Below are 16,351 nucleotides of genomic sequence, written 5' to 3'. Positions count from 1 at the left end.
CCATGTCGTCCGTCTGTCCGGGGGAACAGTGATCAACGAAATCCTGCCCGCGCCCGTCGTCGTCGAGACCGCCTACTCCGACCCGCCCGAGGCCCGCCTCGATGCGGAGGAGGAGGCGGTCATCGCCCGCGCCGTCGAATCCCGCCGCCGCGAGTTCACCACCGTCCGCCACTGCGCCCGCCTCGCCCTCACCCGCCTCGGGGTGCCCTACCGCCCGCTGCTGCCCGGCCTGCGCGGTGCCCCCGGCTGGCCGGAGGGCGTCATCGGCTCGCTCACCCACTGCGCCGGCTTCCGCGCCGCCGCCGTGGCCCGGGCCGAGGAGGTCCTCTCCCTGGGCATCGACGCCGAGCCCGCCCTCCCGCTGCCCGAGGGCGTGCTCGACGCGATCGCCCTCCCCGCGGAGCAGGAGCGCAACACCGCCCTGGCCGCCGCCGACCCCGGCACCCCCTGGGACCGCATCCTGTTCAGCGCCAAGGAATCCGTCTACAAGACCTGGTTCCCGCTCACCCACACCTTCCTCGACTTCTCCGAGGCCGACCTCGTCCTGCGCACCGACGGCACCTTCACCGCCACCCTCCTCGTCCCCTCCCCCCTGCCCACCCTCGCGGGCCGCTGGCGCGTCCACGACGGGCACCTCGCCACCGCCATCACCGTCCTGCGGTAGGCGCCGATGACTCTAGGCTCTTCCTCCGGGCCGCCGTACGGCAGTCGGGGTTCGTTCGGCCCGAGGGAGACGGGGATGAGCACGGAGATCGTTCAGCTGGCGCAGCAGGCCGGGCCGTACCTGACGGCGGCGGTGAGCGCGTACGGCGGCGCGGTCCCGGTCCGGGCCGAGGAGACCGCCGCCGACGCCACGGTCGACCTGGGCCTGCGGATCCTCCAGGCGGTGTTCCGGCGGGGCGGCGCGGCCGAGCAGGCCGCCCTGGAGGAGGCGGTCCAGGAGGTCGCGGACGCCCCCGAGGACGCCGAGCTGCGTGCCGAACTCGCCGCCCTGCTGCCCGCGCCCGCCGCCGGCGCCGTGACGATCACCGCCTCCGGTGAGCGGTCGATCGCCGCGCACACCATCACCACCGCCATCACGGGCGACGGCCACCGCGCCGACGCGTGACCGGCGGCAGCTTCGAGGCGGCGGGCGCGGGCTCGATCTCCGCGCACGGCATCGGCACCGCCCACACCGGCGACGTGATCGGCCTGCCCGCCGAGATCCTCCACGCGGCCCGCGACGTCCAGGCCCCGGGCGGCCTGACCAGCCTCGCGCCCGTCCCCCTGTGCATCGGACGCGAGGACGCCCTCGCGTGGCTGCGCACCACGCTCACCGAGGCCGGCGGGACCGCGATCACCCAGGCCTCGACGGTGCACGGCCTCGGCGGGGTCGGCAAGAGCACGCTCGCGCTGGCCTACGCCCACCGGTACCGCGCCTCGTACACGCTCATCTGGTGGGTCACCGCCGACACCCCGGCCCGCATCGAGGAGTCCCTCGCGGACCTGGCCCGCCGGCTGCTGCCGGCCTGGCCCGGCACGGCCTCCCAGCAGCAGCGGGCCGAGTGGGCGCAGGCCTGGCTGCAGTGGCACCCCGGTTGGCTGCTGGTGTTCGACAACGTCGAGAACCCCGCCGACGTCCACCGCTACCTCGGCGCGCTCGGCGGTGGCCACCACCTCGTCAGCAGCCGCCGCGCCACCGGCTGGCCCGGCACCGTCCGCACCTGTCCCCTCGGCACCCTGGACCCCGACGAGGCCGCCGAACTGATCTGCCGGTACGCCTTCCCGGACGGCGCCCCGACGGCGCGCGAACGCCGGCAGGCGCGCGAACTCACCGCCGAGACGGGCCGTCTGCCGCTCGCGCTGGAGCAGGCCGGCGCCTACCTCCGGCAACGACGACTTCCACGAAGCCCTGGGCCTCCTGAACGCCTACAGCATGGCCACCGTCACCCGGCACACCATCAGCGTCCACCGCCTCGTCCAGACCGTCCTGCGCACCACCGCACCGCCCGAACCGGACGGCTCCCCCACCGGACGCCATGCGACGGAACTCGCCCTGCTGCGGCCTCTCAACCCCGAGGAGGAGCCGGAACCGGTCGCCACGGCGGAGTGGGACGCCCTCATGCCGCACCTGGTCGCGCTCGCCGCCACCCGAACCGGCGATCCCCGGAACGACCATGCGACCGCCCTCTACCGGACCGCGGCCGAACGCCTGCACGGGCAAGGACATTCGGCACGCGCCATCCCGTTCCTCCAAGCCCTTCTCCGCCTACGTGAGCAGGTCCGCGGTGACACCCACCTCCGGACCCAGGCCAGCCGCCGCTACCTCGCCGCCGCGATCCGCCGCCGCGACGAGCGCGCGGCGCGGAGCTGAGCGGATCCGCCAGGAAGTCGCACCGCCGCCGGTGGGCGGTCGGGCTCTCAGATCCACCCGTGCCGATGGGCCTGCCGGAGGGCGGCGCCGGGGTGGGTGGTGCCGAGCTTGACGGCGGCGCAGGTGAGGTGGTGACGGACGGTCGCCGGCGGGAGGGGGACGGGGGTGCCCGTGGCGGTGAGGTCGAGGACGTCGAGTTCGTCGGCGGTCAGGACGGTGGTGTCCGGGGCGAGGGTGTCCGGGTGAACGTAGCGGCCGCCCCGATGGACGGTGCGGACGACGCGGGCGAGGTCGGCGGCGGAGACGCTGCGCGGCAGGAAGGCCCGGGCCCCCGCGCGCAGGGCGCGGCGCAGGTCGCCCGGGCGGTCGTGGGTCGTGATGATCACGGTCGGGCAGGGCGGCAGCGGCGAGCCGCCGAGGCCCGGAGACCGCAGCGCGAGGACGGCGACGTCGGGCCGCCGGCGGACGGCCAGGGCTGTCGCGGCCGGGGCGGAGTCGGCCTGGGCGACGACGGTGAGGCCCTCCTCCAGGGCCAGCAGGGCGGCCAGGGCGGCCCTGCGGCCGGGCTCGTCGTCGGCCAGCAGGAGGCGGAGGGCGGGGAGGCGCTCGGTCATGTGGTTCAGCCTCCCAGTGGCCCCGGGGCGACAGAAGTGCGTGCACTCACCGAGGGTGATGAAACTCCTCAGCGGCGTCCCATGACAAATGTCATGACGGTCCATTGCCCGGATCGACGGAGGCGGGGGAAATCCACAGGTCGGGGCAGAGGTGGGGCCGGGGGCTCATGCATCTGGGACAGGAGTGGGGCGAGGGTGGTATCAGTTCACCCGCACAGAACCGAGCGGGTCGCCGATGATTACGGAGAGTCACAATGAGTAGTGAATCCGCTACCGAGATACCCGCCCTGCTCGTCACGGTGAACCTGTGGGAGCGGTCCGGGCCCGCCGACAAGCCGCTCGCGTACGGCTTCCTGACCAGCACGGCGACCGTGCTCGTCCCGGAACCGCCCGAGGAGTTGTCGAGCCCCTGGCGGCGGTACCTCGTCCGCATTTCCCGGTCGCCCGGACCCGACGGCCGGACCGAGTCGATCCTGGCCGGCGGCATCAGTCTGGCGGCGGTCGACGGGGAGGGGATCACCACCGCGGCGGCGGTCCTCACGCTGGTCCGCCCGACGGCGTTCACGGTCCCCGTCGTGCACTCCACCCCGGAGCGGGTCGCCGAACTCCTGATCCGCCACCACGGCGACCAGTGGGCGGCCCACGCCGAACTCGGCTTCCGGGTGGTGCGCCCGGAGAAGGACTCCGCTCCGCCGGACCGCTGGTGGCTCGGACCCGCCTTCGCCGGCGACGTCGTCTCCAGCGTGAAGGCCTTCGGCTGGGGCACCTGCTGCACCAGCCCCCTCTGCGGACACCACGCCGTGGATCCGAACGACGATCCGTGGCGCGCCGCGACCGGCTGACCGGATCAGGAGCGACTGTCATGACCGCAGTGACGCCGGAGGGCCGGCTCTGGACCGGGCACAACGGGCCGGGCGGGTGGGTCCTCTGCTGGCAGGACATCGCGCTGGCCCTCGCGGCGATCGTCCCGGAACTGCTCTACTTCGGCAGCTTGACCGGCTCCTGGGTGAGCTCGGAGCAGCGTCTGGGGATGGTCCTGCTCGCCCTGGCGGAGGCCTCCGCGCTGGTCCTGCGGCGTCGCTGGCCGGTGGCGGTGTTCGCCGCCGTCTGGGTGATCTCGTCCCTCGCCAGCGTGCTCACGCTGGGCGGCGTCCTGGACTACGTGCCGTGCTTCGGCCTCATGATCGCCCTCTACACCGTCGCCGCGCAGTGCCGCCGACCCGTCGCGCTGACGGCCCTGGCGCTCAGCACCGTTCCGCTGGGGCTGGCGATCAGTTACAGCGTCAGCGATCGCCCGAGCCAGGACTTCGGCCCCGTGCTCGTCGCGAACCTCGCGTTCTACCTCCCGGTGACGCTGGTGGTCTGGGGCTTCGCCCGGTGGAGCCGGGCCGCCGAGAAGGCGGCCGAGCGCCACCGGGAGGAGGTCGCCGAGGCACGGATGCGGGTCACCCAGGAGCGGGTGCGGATCGCGCGGGAGCTGCACGACATCGTCGCCAACGCGGTGGCCGTCATGGTGATGCGGGCCGAGACGGCGAAGGTCACCGCCTTCGAGGACCCGGCGCGCGCCGAGGCGTTCGGGCACATCGAGACGCTCGGGCGGTCGACGATGGCCGAGCTGCGGCACATGCTGCGGCTGCTGCGCAGCTCGGAGGCGGCGGTCGAGGAGGGGTACACCCACGGGCTGGGCGATCTGGACCATCTGCTCGACGACGTCCGCGAGGCCGGCGTGCAGATCTCCCTCGAAGTGCGGGGCACACCGCAGCGGATCGACGACAGCGTGGGCCAGACCGCCTACCGCCTCATCCAGGAGGCCGCCACCAACATCACCAAGCACGCCGGCCCCGGCACCCGCGCGGTGGTGCGGGTCACCTGGGACCGGGCGCTGCTCATCGAGGTGGTGGACGACGGTGCCGGGCGCCCGCCGGAGGCACGTCACGAGCTGTCCACCGGGAACGGGCTGCTGGGGCTGCGCGAGCGGGTGGCGCTGTACGGCGGGCTGCTGAGCGCGGCCCCGTACGGTCCCGGGTTCCGGGTCGCGGCGGCGCTGCCGGTGTCCACGACGGTCGGTGCGACCGCGGCGCCGCGGTGAGGAGGGGGAAGAGCACGAGGAGGCCGCCGGTGGGCGGCCTCCGAGGCGCGGCGGCCTAACGGAACGCGTCGGAGAGGCGGGTGAAGGTGCGGCCGGCGGCCAGCAGGGCGGGGAGGGCGGCGGCGACGCCGCGGGCGGTGCCGGAGGCGGGGCGGTTCATGTGGGCGATGACGATGTCGCCCGGTGCGGCGCCGGCCAGCTCCCGCTGGACCTGGGCGGCGGGGAGGGTGGCGCCGCCGTCGGCGTTGGTGCTGAAGCCCGCGACCTGCTGGCCGAGGTCGGCGGCGATGCGGGTGGCGACGTCGTCGTAGTGCGCGGTGCCCGAGCGGAAGAAGCGGGGCGGGCGGCCGAGGAGGGCGGTGAGCTTCGCCAGGTTGCCCGCGATCTCGTCGTAGGCCTCGCCCGGGTCACGGGTGCCCGCGATGCCGTAGGCGGAGCGGCCGGTGACGGAGAGCGGGCGGTGCGCGGTGCCGTGGTTGGCGATCTCGAAGAGCGGGTCGGCGGCGAGGGACTCGAAGACGGCGGGGTTGGCGTCGATCCAGCGGGCGTTGAGGAAGAGGGTGGCGGGGACGCCGTGGGCGCGCAGGGTGTCGACGAGGGCGGCGTCGTAACCGGAGCCGCCGGAACCGCCGCAGGCGTCGAAGGTGAGGGCGATGGCGGGGGCGGCGGCCCCGGGGAGGGTGGTGAGCACGCCGGGGACGTCGAGGCCCCAGGCCGCGGGGGCGGTACCGGCGTAGCGGGCGGTGACGGTGGCACGGAGGGGGACGGGGGCGGGAGCGGCGGTGAGGGCGGAGGCGGGGGTGGGGGCGACGGTGGGAGTGGGAGTGGGGGTGGTGACGGACGCCGTGGGGGTCTCCGTGGGCGTCGGGATCGGCGGAGCCGGAGGGGTCGTGGGAGCCACCGAAGGCGGCGGGGTGCCGGTCGTCGGGGTACCGGTCGGCGGGGCGGAGGTCGGCGGGGGCGGCGGCGCCGGACGCGCGCAGGCGGCCAGGGCGGTGCCGGCCGTGGCCGCCAGGAGGGTCCGCCGGCTGAGTGACATGAGGACTCCGGAACTGTCTGACTGTCAGATGATCTACGTCTATAAGAGGCCCCCAGCACCGGGCCGCGCAACCCGGGTGGCCTTCACGGGCCCGCCGCTCGGCGGTGGGGTCCGGCTCACCGGGGGTTCATCGGAGCGGGTAGGAGGCGGGCCGCAGGCAGACCAGGAGAGAGCGGAGGCTTCCGATGGCGGAGGACGTGCGGGACGACGGGGCGCGGCTGGGCCGGCGCGGATTACTGGCGGCGGGGGCGGCACTCGGGGCGGCAGCGGCGACCACGGCGGCGACGGGCGTCGCACGGGCTGCGGACGGGGCCGGCGGGGCCGGCGGCCCGGACACGGCCGATCGGACGATCACCCTGTCCGGCAAGCTGCCGACCGGTGCGCCCGACTTCGTCCACCTCCCCTTCGACGTCCCCGCCGGGGTCCGGGAGATCGCCGTCGCCTACCGCTACGACAAACCGCCGGTGCCGGCCGGCACCCCGGGCAACTCCTGCGACATCGGGCTCTTCGACGAACGCGGCACCGACCTCGGCGGACGCGGCTTCCGCGGCTGGTCGGGCGGCTTCCGGAGCGAGTTCGCGGTGAGCCGGGAACAGGCCACCCCGGGTTACCTGCCGGGCGCGATCCGCCCGGGCCGGTGGCACGTGGTACTGGGTCCGTACCAGGTGGCGCCGCAGGGGCTGGAGTACCGGGTCGACGTGACGCTGCGGTTCGGCGCGCCGGGCGGCGAGTTCACCCCCGCCTACCCGCCGGAGCGCGCCCGGGGGCGCGGGCGGGCCTGGTACCGGGGCGACTGCCACCTGCACACGGTGCACTCCGACGGGCGCCGCCAGCCGGCCGAGGTGGCCGCCGGCGCGCGCGAGGCGAAGCTGGACTTCATCGTGTCGACCGACCACAACACCACCTCCTCGCACGGGGTCTGGGGCCCGCTGGCCGGCCCGGACCTGTTGATCGTGCTCGGCGAGGAGGTGACCACCCGCAACGGCCACTGGCTGGCGCTGGGCCTGGAGCCGGGCCGGTTCGTCGACTGGCGCTACCGCTCGCGCGACGAGGTCTTCCCCCGGCTCGCCCGCCAGGTGCGGCGGCAGGGCGGGCTGGTGGTGCCGGCGCACCCGTACTGCCCGTACGTCGCCTGCCAGTGGAAGTTCGGGTACGAGCACGCGGACGCCGTCGAGGTGTGGAACGGCCCGTGGACGTACGACGACGAGTCGGCGGTGGACACCTGGGACGCCGGACTGGCGGTGGCACTGCGCGACGGGCGGTCCTGGCTGCCCGCGATCGGCAACAGCGACGCGCACAGCGTCCCGCAGGTGATCGGCTCGCCGCACACCGTGGTGTTCGCCGAGGACCTCGACCGCGACGCCGTCCTGGCGGGCCTGCGCGCGGGCCGCAGCTGGCTGGCCGAATCGGCGTCCGTCCAGCTGGAGTTCACCGCCACCGGCGACGGCCGGCAGGCCGGGATCGGCGAGGAGCTGGCCGTCCCCGCGGACGCGCCGGTGGACGTCCGGCTCGCCGTCTCCGGGGTGCCGAACGGCACGGTGCGGTTCCTGACCGACGAGGGCCAGCTGCACCAGGAGTCGCTGCCGGCCGACGGCGCGGGCACCGTGGTGTGGCGGACCACCGCCTCGCTCGCCGCGTACGTCCGGGCCGAGGTGCGGCACCCGAAGGCGGACGGGAGCCCGGGCCGGGGCAACTCGATGGGCCCGGACCTGCCGTGGGGGCCGATGGCGGCGCTGACCAATCCGATCGTGCTGAGGGTGCGGAGGTAGCGGGGAGGCGACGGGACGGCGGAGGTCCGGGGAGGGGAGGACTCCGGGGTGTGCGGTGGACTAGGTTGATCTCCGACAGCAGTCACTCGTATGACGAGAGGGTCGGCTGTCCGTATGGCCGGGTTCGATGGCCGGGTTCGCCCGCGCGCTCCGGCCGTCCCGCCCCGGCCCCGTCCGTCCCCGGCCCGCGAAGGGATCAGCAGCTGTGAACCGTACGACCGTAGGTGGGCCGGAGCTCGGAGGCGGACGGGGAGCGGGCAGCGTGGTCGTCCTCTCCGACCCGGCCGCCGGCGCCGGGAGCGGCGCGGTCGCCCCGCTGGTCGCGGAGGCGCTCTTCCCGAGCGTCCACCTGCGCGCGGAGGACTTCCGGCGGGCGGTGCGGCAGGGGTACGTCGAGGCGGACCGGCCGGAGGCGCGGCGGCAGAACGTGACCGCGCTGGCGGCCACCGCGCAGGCGGCCTTCGCGTTCGCCTCGGGCGGGTACCAGGTGGTGGTGGAGGGATCGGTCGCGCCGACGGCGCTGGACGCCTTCCGCCGGGAGAGCCGGGCGACGGGGGCGGCGCTGCACTACGTGGTGCTGCACGGGGGCGCGGTGGCGGAGGCGGACGGCTCGGCCACCGAGGACGCCGGGGTCACGGCCGACACGGTGCTGGCCGGGCTGCGGCGGGGGGCGTACCTGCTGGGGTGGTGACCGCCCGGGCGGTGACCGCGGCCCGCGGAAAGGGGCGGCCCCCGGTCCGGGGGAGACCGGGGGCCGCTTGTGCGGCCGGCCGCCCCGGTGTCCGCGCTCCCACAAGGGCGGAGACCGGGGCGGCCGTTGGCCCGGCGCCCGCACGGGGGACGGGCGCCGGTGGCGGTGCCGCCACCCTGGTCTACGGGTGCCGGCCGGGGAACGGTTCACGGCGTTCCGCTTCCGGGCGGACGGTTCCCCAAAGGGCACACAAGGGCACGGAAGGGGCATCGGCACCGGACGTCACGGCCGCCGGACCGCACCGCCGACGCCGCTCAGCCGCTCAGCCGGCCCAGGCCATGCCGTGCGCCTCCAGGATCGGCCGCAGGGCGCGGACGGCGTAGAAGTTGCGGGACTTGACCGTGCCGACCGGCACCCCCAGCACCCGCGCCACCTCCGCCATCGACCGCCCCTTCATGTGCAACTCGACCAGCACGTCCCGGTGGTGGGGCTGCAGCTCGGCCATCGCCGCCGCCATGTCCTGGGCCACCAGCACCTCGTCGTACGGGTCGTGGCTGCCGGCGTGGTCCTCGGGGGCCTCGTCGGCGACCTCCTGGGCACGGGCCATCTGCATCCGGTAGTGGTCGATGGCGATCCGGCGCGCCACCGTGAACAGCCACGGGCGGCTGTGCTCGGGGCCGCGGTGCATGGCCGCCGGGTTCTGCCAGGCCCGCAGCAGGGTCTCCTGGACGATGTCCTCCGCCTTGCCCCGGTCGCCGCTGGTCACCCGGAGCATCGCGCGCAGCAGGTAGCCGCCGTGCAGCCGGTACAGCTCGGCGAGGATGTCCTGGTCCAGGGTGGGCCGGGCGCCCGCCGGGGCGACGGGCCCCCGGGGCTGCTCGGTGGTCGTCCCGGCGTGGGCGGTAGCGTCGATGGCCACGGCTGTTGAGCCCCTTACGACATTCGTCATTCGTCGGCACCCCGGTCGATGGCCGGTGGTCGGTGCCTGGGTCGATCGCTGTCTCGGCGCGCGGGGGCGGGCCACGGCGGGCGTGCCGCTCTCCCGGGCGCTGCCACGCTTGCAGCCGTCGCCAACGGGGGGCCAACGGCGGACCAACGCGGGCGCGCCGGGCCGCGTTGGCGCGACGTTGGGGCGGCGTTCGCGGCCCCCGCCGATCGCCCGGCGGCCGGCCCGGGCCGTCACTCCGGGCGGCGGCCGCCCCGGTTCCGCCCGGCGCGCACCGCGGCCGCCGCCAGGCCGACCAGCGCCGCGCCGCCCAGCCCGGCCCCGGCGACCGCCGCCGCCAGCCGCTCGGCCGAGCGGTCGGCCGGCGGCGGGACGACGACCGGTTCGGCGGACGGCACCGCGCCGCCGCCCCCGGCCTGGGGCCTGGCGGCGCTCCCGGCGGCCACGGCCGTCATCGGGTCCACCGTGCCCCAGCCGACCGCCTGATCGGGCAGCGCCGTCCCGGGCCGGTAGGCCGTCGCCCGCAGCCGCTCGGCGAGCTGCTCGGCGGTCAGCGAGGGCGAGCGGCCCAGCACCAGGGCCGCCGCCCCGGCCACCAGCGCGGCGGCGTAGCTCGGGCCGGAGGCGGTGAAGGTGCCGCCGCCCGGTCCGGGGGCGAGCAGTGCCATGCCGGGCGCGACCAGGTCCACCCGCGAGGCCCGCCCGGCGGGGGCGCCGGAGGACGCCGACGGAGCCTCGGTCGCCGCACCGCCCGCCGGGGCGCCGTCGGCGCCGAGCGCGGCCACCGCGAGCACGCCCGGGTACCCGGCCGGATAGACCGGGGCGGCCACCGCCTGGCTGTCCGGGCCCACCGGGGCGACCAGCAGCATGCCCTTGACGGCGGCGTAGCCGACCGCGTCGGCCAGGGCCTGGGCCGGCTCGGCGATGGGCGCCGCGACCAGGGCGATCCGGGCGCCGCCGTCCGCCGCCGCGCGGATGCCCCGGGCGAGCAGGTCGGCGTTGGTGCTTCCGGCGTCGTCGGTGGCGGCGACGGCCAGCACCTTCGCCCCGGGCGCGATGCCGGACGGGCCGCCGTCGCCCGTCCGGCGGCCGGCGATCAGGCCCGCCAGGACGGTGCCGTGGCCGACGCAGTCCCGGCCCGCGTCGCCCTCGCCGTGCAGCCGGGGCCCGAGGGTGAGCCGCCCGGCCAGCGCGCCGGAACCGGCTCCCGTGGAGGCGTCCACCCCGGAGCCGATCACGGCCACGGTCACGCCGTCGCCCCGGCTCAGCGGCCAGACGGCCTCCGGCCGCAGGTACGTCTGCGCCCAGCTCGCCCGGTCCGCCACCCGCCCGGACGGCTTGCGGCACCCGTTCTGCCGCACGTCGGGCAGCGTCTGCCCGGCCGCCGGAAGCTCCGCCGCCCCCGCCGGGGCACCCCCGCCGTCCGCCCCCGGCACGGCCGCCACCGCCGTGGGCCCCGCCGCGGCGGCCACCCGGACCGCGCCGGCCGGCGCCTCCCACGCCGCCACAGCCGAGACGGCGGCCACGGCCGACGGCTCCCGGCCGAACCGGAGAGCCGCCGGGGAGGCCGGCCCGGCCGCGGCCGGGGATGCGGACACGGCGGACCCGTCCAGGGCGGGCCCGGCGGCCCCGGCCGGAGCAACGGCCGGCGCCGGCACCAGCGGGGACGGCCCCACCACCGCCGGACGCACCGGCACCGGCCCCGACCGGCCCGCCGGGCCCGTCACGGCCGACGCCTCCCGGGCCGACACGGCCGCAGCCGCCGCGAACGCCGCGGGCCCCGGGCCGGGGAGGCCGACCGGACTCGCCACGACCCGCCCCGCCGGGGCCGGCCCGGCCGCGACCGGGGAGGGGGCGGCCGTCGCCGCCGACGGGGTGAGGACCGCGAGGCCGCAGACGGCCGCCAGGGCGGCGGTGGTCGCGGCGGTCACCCGGGGCTGCCCGCGCGGTCGACCGCGATGTCCTCGGGCAGGAGCAGGCTCAGCTCCGACAGGTCCGCGACGTCCAGGCGGCTGAGGCGGCCGGCCTGGCGGGTGATCATGCCCTCCAGGGTCTGCCGGGCGAAGCGGCCGTTGCCGAAGGTGCGGTCGCGCGGAACGGTGCCGAACAGCTGCTGGAGGGCGACCAGCGTCTCCGGCGCGCACTCGTACCCGGCCGAGACCGCGTGGTTGCGCACGATGGTGACCAGCTCGTCGTCCGCGTAGTGGCCGAAGTCGATCTGCCGGGAGAAACGCGAGGCCAGACCGGGGTTGGAGGAGAGGAAGTGCCGCATCTCGTCCTCGTAGCCGGCCACGATCACCACCACCTCGTCGCGGTGGTCCTCCATCAGCTTCATCAGGGTGTCCACGGCCTCCTGGCCGAAGTCCCCGCCGCCGCCGTGCCGGGGCGTCAGGGTGTACGCCTCGTCGATGAAGAGCACGCCGCCACGCGCCTTGTCGAACGCCTCCTTGGTGAGCTGCGCGGTGTGGCCGACGTAGCGGCCGACCAGGTCGGCGCGGGCCGTCTCGATCAGCTGGCCGCCGGGCAGCACGCCCAGCTCGGCCAGCAGCCGGCCGTAGAGCCGCGCCACCGTGGTCTTACCGGTACCGGGCGGGCCCGCGAAGACCAGGTGGTGGCTGATGGTCGCGGTCGGCAGGCCGGCCTCCTCGCGGCGGCGCACCTGGCGGATCAGGTTGACCAGGTCCTCGACCTGCTCCTTCGCGGCGGGCAGGCCGACCAGGGCCTGGAGCTCGGCCAGCGGCTCGGTGCCGTCGGCCTCCTTCGCGGGCGGCTCCAGCTCCACGCCGACGTCCGCCGGGACGAGCAGCGCGAGGTCCTCGTCGCTGATCTCGGGCTGTTCGGCGAGCCGGGTGGCCTGCCGGTCGACCATCTCCTCGAAGACCTTGCGGGCCGACCGGCCGTTGCCGAAGTCCTCGCCGCGCGGCATCCGCTCGAACAGCACGGTCAGCGCCGCCCCGGTGCCCTCGGCCAGCTGGTAGCCGTGGCCGGAGGCGGCGCGCTCGACGATGGTGACCAGCTCGTCGACCTCGTAGTTGGCGAACTCGACGGTCCGGCTGAACCGGGAGGCCAGGCCGGGGTTGCTGGCCAGGAAGTCGACGATCTCGGCGGAGTAGCCGGCCACGATCACCACCACGTCGTCGCGGTGGTCCTCCATCAGCTTGACCAGGGTGTCGATCGCCTCGCGCCCGAAGTCCGGGCCGGAGCCCGAACCGGACCCGGCCGAGAGGGTGTACGCCTCGTCGATGAACAGCACGCCGCCGAGCGCCTGCTGGAACACCTCGGTGGTCTTGATCGCGGTGCCGCCGATGATCGAGGCGACCAGGTCGGCCCGGGCCACCTCGGTGAGGTGGCCGCTGCGCAGCACGCCCAGCTCGGCGAGGATCGCGCCGTAGAGGCGGGCGACGGTGGTCTTGCCGGTGCCGGGCGGGCCGGCGAAGACCAGGTGGCGGCTCATCGGGAGGGCCGGCATGCCGGCCAGTTCGCGGCGGCGGGCCAGCTTGTTGAGGTTGACCAGGGTGGCCACCTGCTCCTTGACCCCGGCCAGGCCGACCAGCGACTCCAGCACCTCCAGCGGGCCGGGCGGCGCGGCCGGGGCAGGGGCGCCGCCGGGCGCGCCGCCCGGCTCGGCGGCGGGTCCGCCGGGCGCCGCCGGGCCGGAGGCGGCGCCCTGACCCTCGGCGCGCGGGCCGCCGGACGCGGAGCTCGCGGTGCCGTGGGCGTCCGGCAGACCGTTCTCCTCGCTGGTGAGCTGCTCGACGGCGAGGCGTTCGCTCGGCGTGGTCTGCCGCAGCCCGGAGCCGCGGTTGCGGGAGAGCGTGCAGCCGGTCAGCCGGACCGCCTCGGTGGAGTCCAGCCGCACGCCGTCGCCGATGTTCTCGACGGCGTCGACCTGGGAGAGCGCGGCCCGGCCGCCCGCCCCGATCCGCACGCCGTGCCGGCGGTTGCCGTGGCTGCGGGCCCGGGTGCAGGTCAGCTCCCCGCCGTCCTCGACGGCGAGGCCGTCCTCGCCCGAGCCGCTCACCTCGCAGTCGCGCAGCGCGGCCCTGCCCACCTTGCCGACCACCACGCCGCAGTTCCTGGAGCCGCGCACCACTCCGGCGCCGACGAAGGTGTCCGCGCCGTCGGTGATCCGCAGGCCGGCCCGGCCCGCGTCGGTCACCTCGACGCCCTCCAGCCGGCCGCGGCCCTCCCGCAGCACCTCGACGCCGTCGGTGCCGGCGTTGGTCACGGTCAGGTGGCGCACCCGGGGGTTGGCGCCGCCGCCGATCGACAGGCCGGCGCCGGTGACGTCCCGGATCTCCAGCCGGTCGATGTCGGCGGCGCTCTCCTCGGCGAGTTCGACGCCGGCCGCGCCGCAGTTGCGCACCACGGTGCCCTTGAGCACCGGACCGGACTGCTCGCCGATCCAGATGCCGGTGCCGTCGGCGTCCGCCACCTCGCAGTTCTCGAACTGCCCGCGCGAGCGGCCGGTGACGTGGATGCCGTGCCCGGCGGTGCGGGAGGTGGAGCAGCGGCGCAGCTCCGGGTCGGTCCCGGCGGCCAGCGCGATGCCGTGGCCGGTGGTCGCGCTGACCACGCAGTCCTCCAGCAGCACCCGGGCCTCGGAGCTGATGTAGACGCCGATGGTGGTGTCGCGGACGGCGGTGCGCACCAGCCGGGTGGTGGAGCGCTCCTCCAGGGCGACGGCGGGCTTGTCGGTGACCGAGATCTCGCAGTCCTCGAAGGTGCCGCGCGCCTCGCCGTTGGCGCACACGCCGTTGCCCCGGGCGTCGCGCAGCACGCAGTTGCGCAGCAGCGGGTTGGCCCGCTCGCCGACCACCACGGCCGAGGTGCCGAGGTGCTCGATGACGCAGTCCTCGATCACGCTGGTGCCGGTGGAGGTCTCGACGATGCCGGCGCCGGCCGGGTTGGTGACCCGGCAGTCGCGCATGGCGAGCGAGCCCTGCTGGCGGGTGAGGACGGCCGTCCAGGAGCTGCCGACCACCTCGCAGTCGGAGAGCGCGGCCTGCCCACGCGGCACGTCGACGGCGGGCATCTCCTCGTCCTGGCCCTGCACCACCAGGCCGGTGAGCTGGACGGCCTCGGCCACCACCTGGACGACGCAGCCGCGCCGGGCGGTGATCCGCACGCTGCCGCGCGGCTCCTCGGCGGTGATGGTGACCATCTTGGTGATGACCAGGTTCTCCTCGTAGCGGCCGGGGCGCACGGAGATCACCGCCCCGCTGCGGGCCGCCGCGAGCGCGTCGCCGATCGTGCGGTACGGGCCGCCCCGCTGTTCCGGGCACACCGTCAGCACATGGCGCGACATGGCCGTCCTCTCCTGGGGTCTTCGTCGTTCGTCGGGGGTGGGGCGGTGGTCGGGACCGTCAGGAGGCCGTGCAGTCGGCGCGGACGGCGGAGGCCGCGATGTGCGCCTTCTCGGTGGAGGTGCCGGCCCAGTCGAGGCCCCGCGAGTGCAGCATCACGGCGATCTTGCCGCCGGTCACCGCATAGGTGCCGCCGGCGGTCACCCAACTCCCCCGGCTGCTGGTCTGGTTGACCGAGAAGTCGCCGATGGTGCCGGAGTTGGGCGTCGAGGTGTTCTGCACGGTGTAGTAGGCGGGCGCGCCGCCGACCGCCTTGAGGTCGGAGTTGTTCGGCACGTAGACGGCGATCTTGCAGGTGCCCGTGGTGACCGGTGCGGTGGAGAACGTCCAGACCACCCAGTTGTCCTTGTCGTCGGTGTTCGCGGCCCCGGACATCGGCATCGAGACGTACTTCCCGTTGCAGCCCGAACCGGTGTAGCCGCCGGCCGAGTTGGTCAGCCAGCCGGTGCTGCCCTGCTCCCACCAGCCGTGCTGGGCGTAGGCGACGGAGGAGGTGCCGCACCCGTTGCCGCCGATGGCGCTGTAGGTGGCCTTCGCCGCCGCCGGCGGCGGGGCGGGCTGCTGGGGGGCGGGCTGCTGCGGGGCCGGCTGCTGCGGCGCGGGCTGCTGCGGGGCCGGCTGCTGCGGCGCGGGCTGCTGGGGAGCGGGCTGCTGCGGGGCCGGCTGCTGACCGGAGGCGGGCTGCTGGTTGGAGGCCGGCTGGCCGCCGCCGGTGGCGGGCTGGGTGGTCTTGCCGCCCTGCGCGGACGAGCCGCCGCCGACCGAGGTCTTGGCCTGCGGGGCGGGCTGGCCGCCCGGCTGGGAGCCCGTGTTCGCCGGGACGCCGGCCGTGCCGGCGCCGCCCGGCTGGAGGCCGGGGACGGTGCCGGAGGTGTCGACGGGCACGGTGGGCTGGGCCGGGGTCTCGGCGTTGACCAGCGGTGCGGTGGTCTCCGCCGGGGTGCCGGTGGCCGGCGGCTCGGTGGGCACCGTCGGCACCGGCGCGTCCTCGATCTGCGGACCGTCGGGGAGGTGGTTGTCGGGCTGGTTCACCCCGAGGTTGTCGCCCCGCTTGTGGTCCTTGTCGGCGCCGTCGGTGATGAGGAACGGCAGGCCCATGAGCACCACGCCGGCCGTGGCCGCGGCGACCAGCGCGGGCCGCTTGAACCGCCGGCGGCGGCTGTCCGGCTCGGCGGGCGCGTCCGGGTCGTCGGCCCCGATCGGCTCCAGGAGGCCCGGCTCCTCGGCCGGCCCGTACCCGGCGTCGGGCGGGAGCTCCGGTCCGGCACCCGTCTCCGGGGTGGCCGGCCCGTAGTGCGGCACGGCGACCTGCTCGGTCGGCGACTCGGCCGCGACCACGCCGGCGGCGGCCCCGGCGCCCTCGGCGGCCTCCGCCGCCGGGGCCTCGGCCGGGCCGCCCTCCTCCTCCATCTCCCAGTCCATCGACGGAAGTTGGATCCCCGTGTTCCCGCCCGTACTCGTGCTCACCGCAGCTCCTCCGGCCT

General features: G+C 76.1%; 13 protein-coding genes. 7 read left to right on the top strand and 6 right to left on the bottom strand.

Annotated elements, in window-relative coordinates; translation table 11 throughout:
* The first annotated feature begins 28 nt into the window (after window positions 1–28).
* The 3 genes from ABT238_RS06500 (at window position 29) to ABT238_RS06485 (ending at window position 2,353) form a co-directional block, all read left to right on the top strand.
* A complete protein-coding gene (locus tag ABT238_RS06500) occupies window positions 29–664 on the top strand; it encodes a 4'-phosphopantetheinyl transferase family protein (RefSeq protein WP_350570715.1) in 636 nt (211 codons plus the stop codon).
* Between the two features lie 75 nt (window positions 665–739).
* The gene (locus ABT238_RS06495) at window positions 740–1,108 is read left to right on the top strand and encodes a hypothetical protein (RefSeq protein ID WP_350755761.1); all 369 of its coding nucleotides are present in this window, start codon (window positions 740–742) and stop codon (window positions 1,106–1,108) included.
* An 807-nt stretch (window positions 1,109–1,915) separates the two neighbouring features.
* Window positions 1,916–2,353: a hypothetical protein gene (locus ABT238_RS06485; protein ID WP_350755819.1), complete on the top strand. Its 438-nt coding sequence runs from the start codon at window positions 1,916–1,918 to the stop codon at window positions 2,351–2,353.
* A 47-nt stretch (window positions 2,354–2,400) separates the two neighbouring features.
* Here the strand turns inward: ABT238_RS06485 and ABT238_RS06480 are convergent, their stop codons facing one another.
* Entirely contained in the window at window positions 2,401–2,967 is a 567-nt protein-coding gene (locus tag ABT238_RS06480) for a response regulator (RefSeq protein ID WP_350570711.1), read from the bottom strand.
* Between the two features lie 254 nt (window positions 2,968–3,221).
* On the opposite strand from ABT238_RS06480, the gene ABT238_RS06475 reads away from it, so the two are divergent.
* Both ABT238_RS06475 and ABT238_RS06470 read left to right on the top strand, forming a co-directional pair.
* Entirely contained in the window at window positions 3,222–3,809 is a 588-nt protein-coding gene (locus tag ABT238_RS06475; RefSeq protein WP_350755759.1) for a hypothetical protein, read from the top strand.
* 20 nt (window positions 3,810–3,829) lie between these two features.
* Window positions 3,830–5,056 carry a sensor histidine kinase gene (locus ABT238_RS06470; protein ID WP_350570708.1) on the top strand — a complete coding sequence of 409 codons (1,227 nt, stop codon included), beginning with the start codon at window positions 3,830–3,832 and terminating at the stop codon, window positions 5,054–5,056.
* Window positions 5,057–5,111: 55 nt separating this feature from the next.
* On the opposite strand, the gene ABT238_RS06465 is transcribed toward ABT238_RS06470, so the two are convergent.
* On the bottom strand, window positions 5,112–6,095 hold the full coding sequence (locus ABT238_RS06465) for a polysaccharide deacetylase family protein (protein WP_350755757.1): 984 nt from the start codon (window positions 6,093–6,095) through the stop codon (window positions 5,112–5,114).
* A 185-nt stretch (window positions 6,096–6,280) separates the two neighbouring features.
* Here ABT238_RS06465 and ABT238_RS06460 point away from each other — a divergent pair, with 185 nt between their 5' ends.
* Together ABT238_RS06460 and ABT238_RS06455 are read left to right on the top strand one after the other, a co-directional pair.
* Window positions 6,281–7,864, top strand: a complete 1,584-nt coding sequence (locus ABT238_RS06460; protein WP_350570705.1) for a CehA/McbA family metallohydrolase — start codon at window positions 6,281–6,283, stop codon at window positions 7,862–7,864.
* A 262-nt stretch (window positions 7,865–8,126) separates the two neighbouring features.
* Window positions 8,127–8,555, top strand: a complete 429-nt coding sequence (locus ABT238_RS06455; protein ID WP_350570703.1) for a hypothetical protein — start codon at window positions 8,127–8,129, stop codon at window positions 8,553–8,555.
* 322 nt (window positions 8,556–8,877) lie between these two features.
* On the opposite strand, the gene ABT238_RS06450 is transcribed toward ABT238_RS06455, so the two are convergent.
* From ABT238_RS06450 to ABT238_RS06435, 4 genes are all read right to left on the bottom strand, one after another.
* The gene (locus tag ABT238_RS06450) at window positions 8,878–9,474 is read right to left on the bottom strand and encodes a sigma-70 family RNA polymerase sigma factor (protein WP_350570702.1); all 597 of its coding nucleotides are present in this window, start codon (window positions 9,472–9,474) and stop codon (window positions 8,878–8,880) included.
* 260 nt (window positions 9,475–9,734) lie between these two features.
* On the bottom strand, window positions 9,735–11,027 hold the full coding sequence (locus ABT238_RS06445) for a S8 family serine peptidase (protein WP_350755755.1): 1,293 nt from the start codon (window positions 11,025–11,027) through the stop codon (window positions 9,735–9,737).
* A 401-nt stretch (window positions 11,028–11,428) separates the two neighbouring features.
* Window positions 11,429–14,809 carry a right-handed parallel beta-helix repeat-containing protein gene (locus ABT238_RS06440; protein WP_350755753.1) on the bottom strand — a complete coding sequence of 1,127 codons (3,381 nt, stop codon included), beginning with the start codon at window positions 14,807–14,809 and terminating at the stop codon, window positions 11,429–11,431.
* A gap of 58 nt (window positions 14,810–14,867) precedes the next feature.
* Window positions 14,868–16,334, bottom strand: coding sequence for a hypothetical protein (locus ABT238_RS06435; RefSeq protein WP_350755751.1), 1,467 nt, complete (start codon window positions 16,332–16,334; stop codon window positions 14,868–14,870).
* Window positions 16,335–16,351: the final 17 nt, after the last annotated feature.

Source organism: Kitasatospora sp. NPDC001527, assembly GCF_040298605.1.
Lineage (GTDB): Bacteria > Actinomycetota > Actinomycetes > Streptomycetales > Streptomycetaceae > Kitasatospora.
The sequence above is the reverse complement of the archived record's forward strand: the minus strand, read 5'-3'. Positions and strand labels throughout refer to the sequence as shown.

What these genes read in the sequence shown, in the direction of transcription:
- ABT238_RS06485 (WP_350755819.1), top strand. Translation starts at nt 1,916, where the DNA reads ATGGCCACCGTCACCCGGCACACCATCAGCGTCCACCGCCTCGTCCAG.
- ABT238_RS06475 (WP_350755759.1), top strand. Translation starts at nt 3,222, where the DNA reads ATGAGTAGTGAATCCGCTACCGAGATACCCGCCCTGCTCGTCACGGTG.
- ABT238_RS06495 (WP_350755761.1), top strand. Translation starts at nt 740, where the DNA reads ATGAGCACGGAGATCGTTCAGCTGGCGCAGCAGGCCGGGCCGTACCTG.
- ABT238_RS06460 (WP_350570705.1), top strand. Translation starts at nt 6,281, where the DNA reads ATGGCGGAGGACGTGCGGGACGACGGGGCGCGGCTGGGCCGGCGCGGA.
- ABT238_RS06480 (WP_350570711.1), bottom strand. Translation starts at nt 2,967, where the DNA reads ATGACCGAGCGCCTCCCCGCCCTCCGCCTCCTGCTGGCCGACGACGAG.
- ABT238_RS06465 (WP_350755757.1), bottom strand. Translation starts at nt 6,095, where the DNA reads ATGTCACTCAGCCGGCGGACCCTCCTGGCGGCCACGGCCGGCACCGCC.
- ABT238_RS06470 (WP_350570708.1), top strand. Translation starts at nt 3,830, where the DNA reads ATGACCGCAGTGACGCCGGAGGGCCGGCTCTGGACCGGGCACAACGGG.
- ABT238_RS06440 (WP_350755753.1), bottom strand. Translation starts at nt 14,809, where the DNA reads ATGTCGCGCCATGTGCTGACGGTGTGCCCGGAACAGCGGGGCGGCCCG.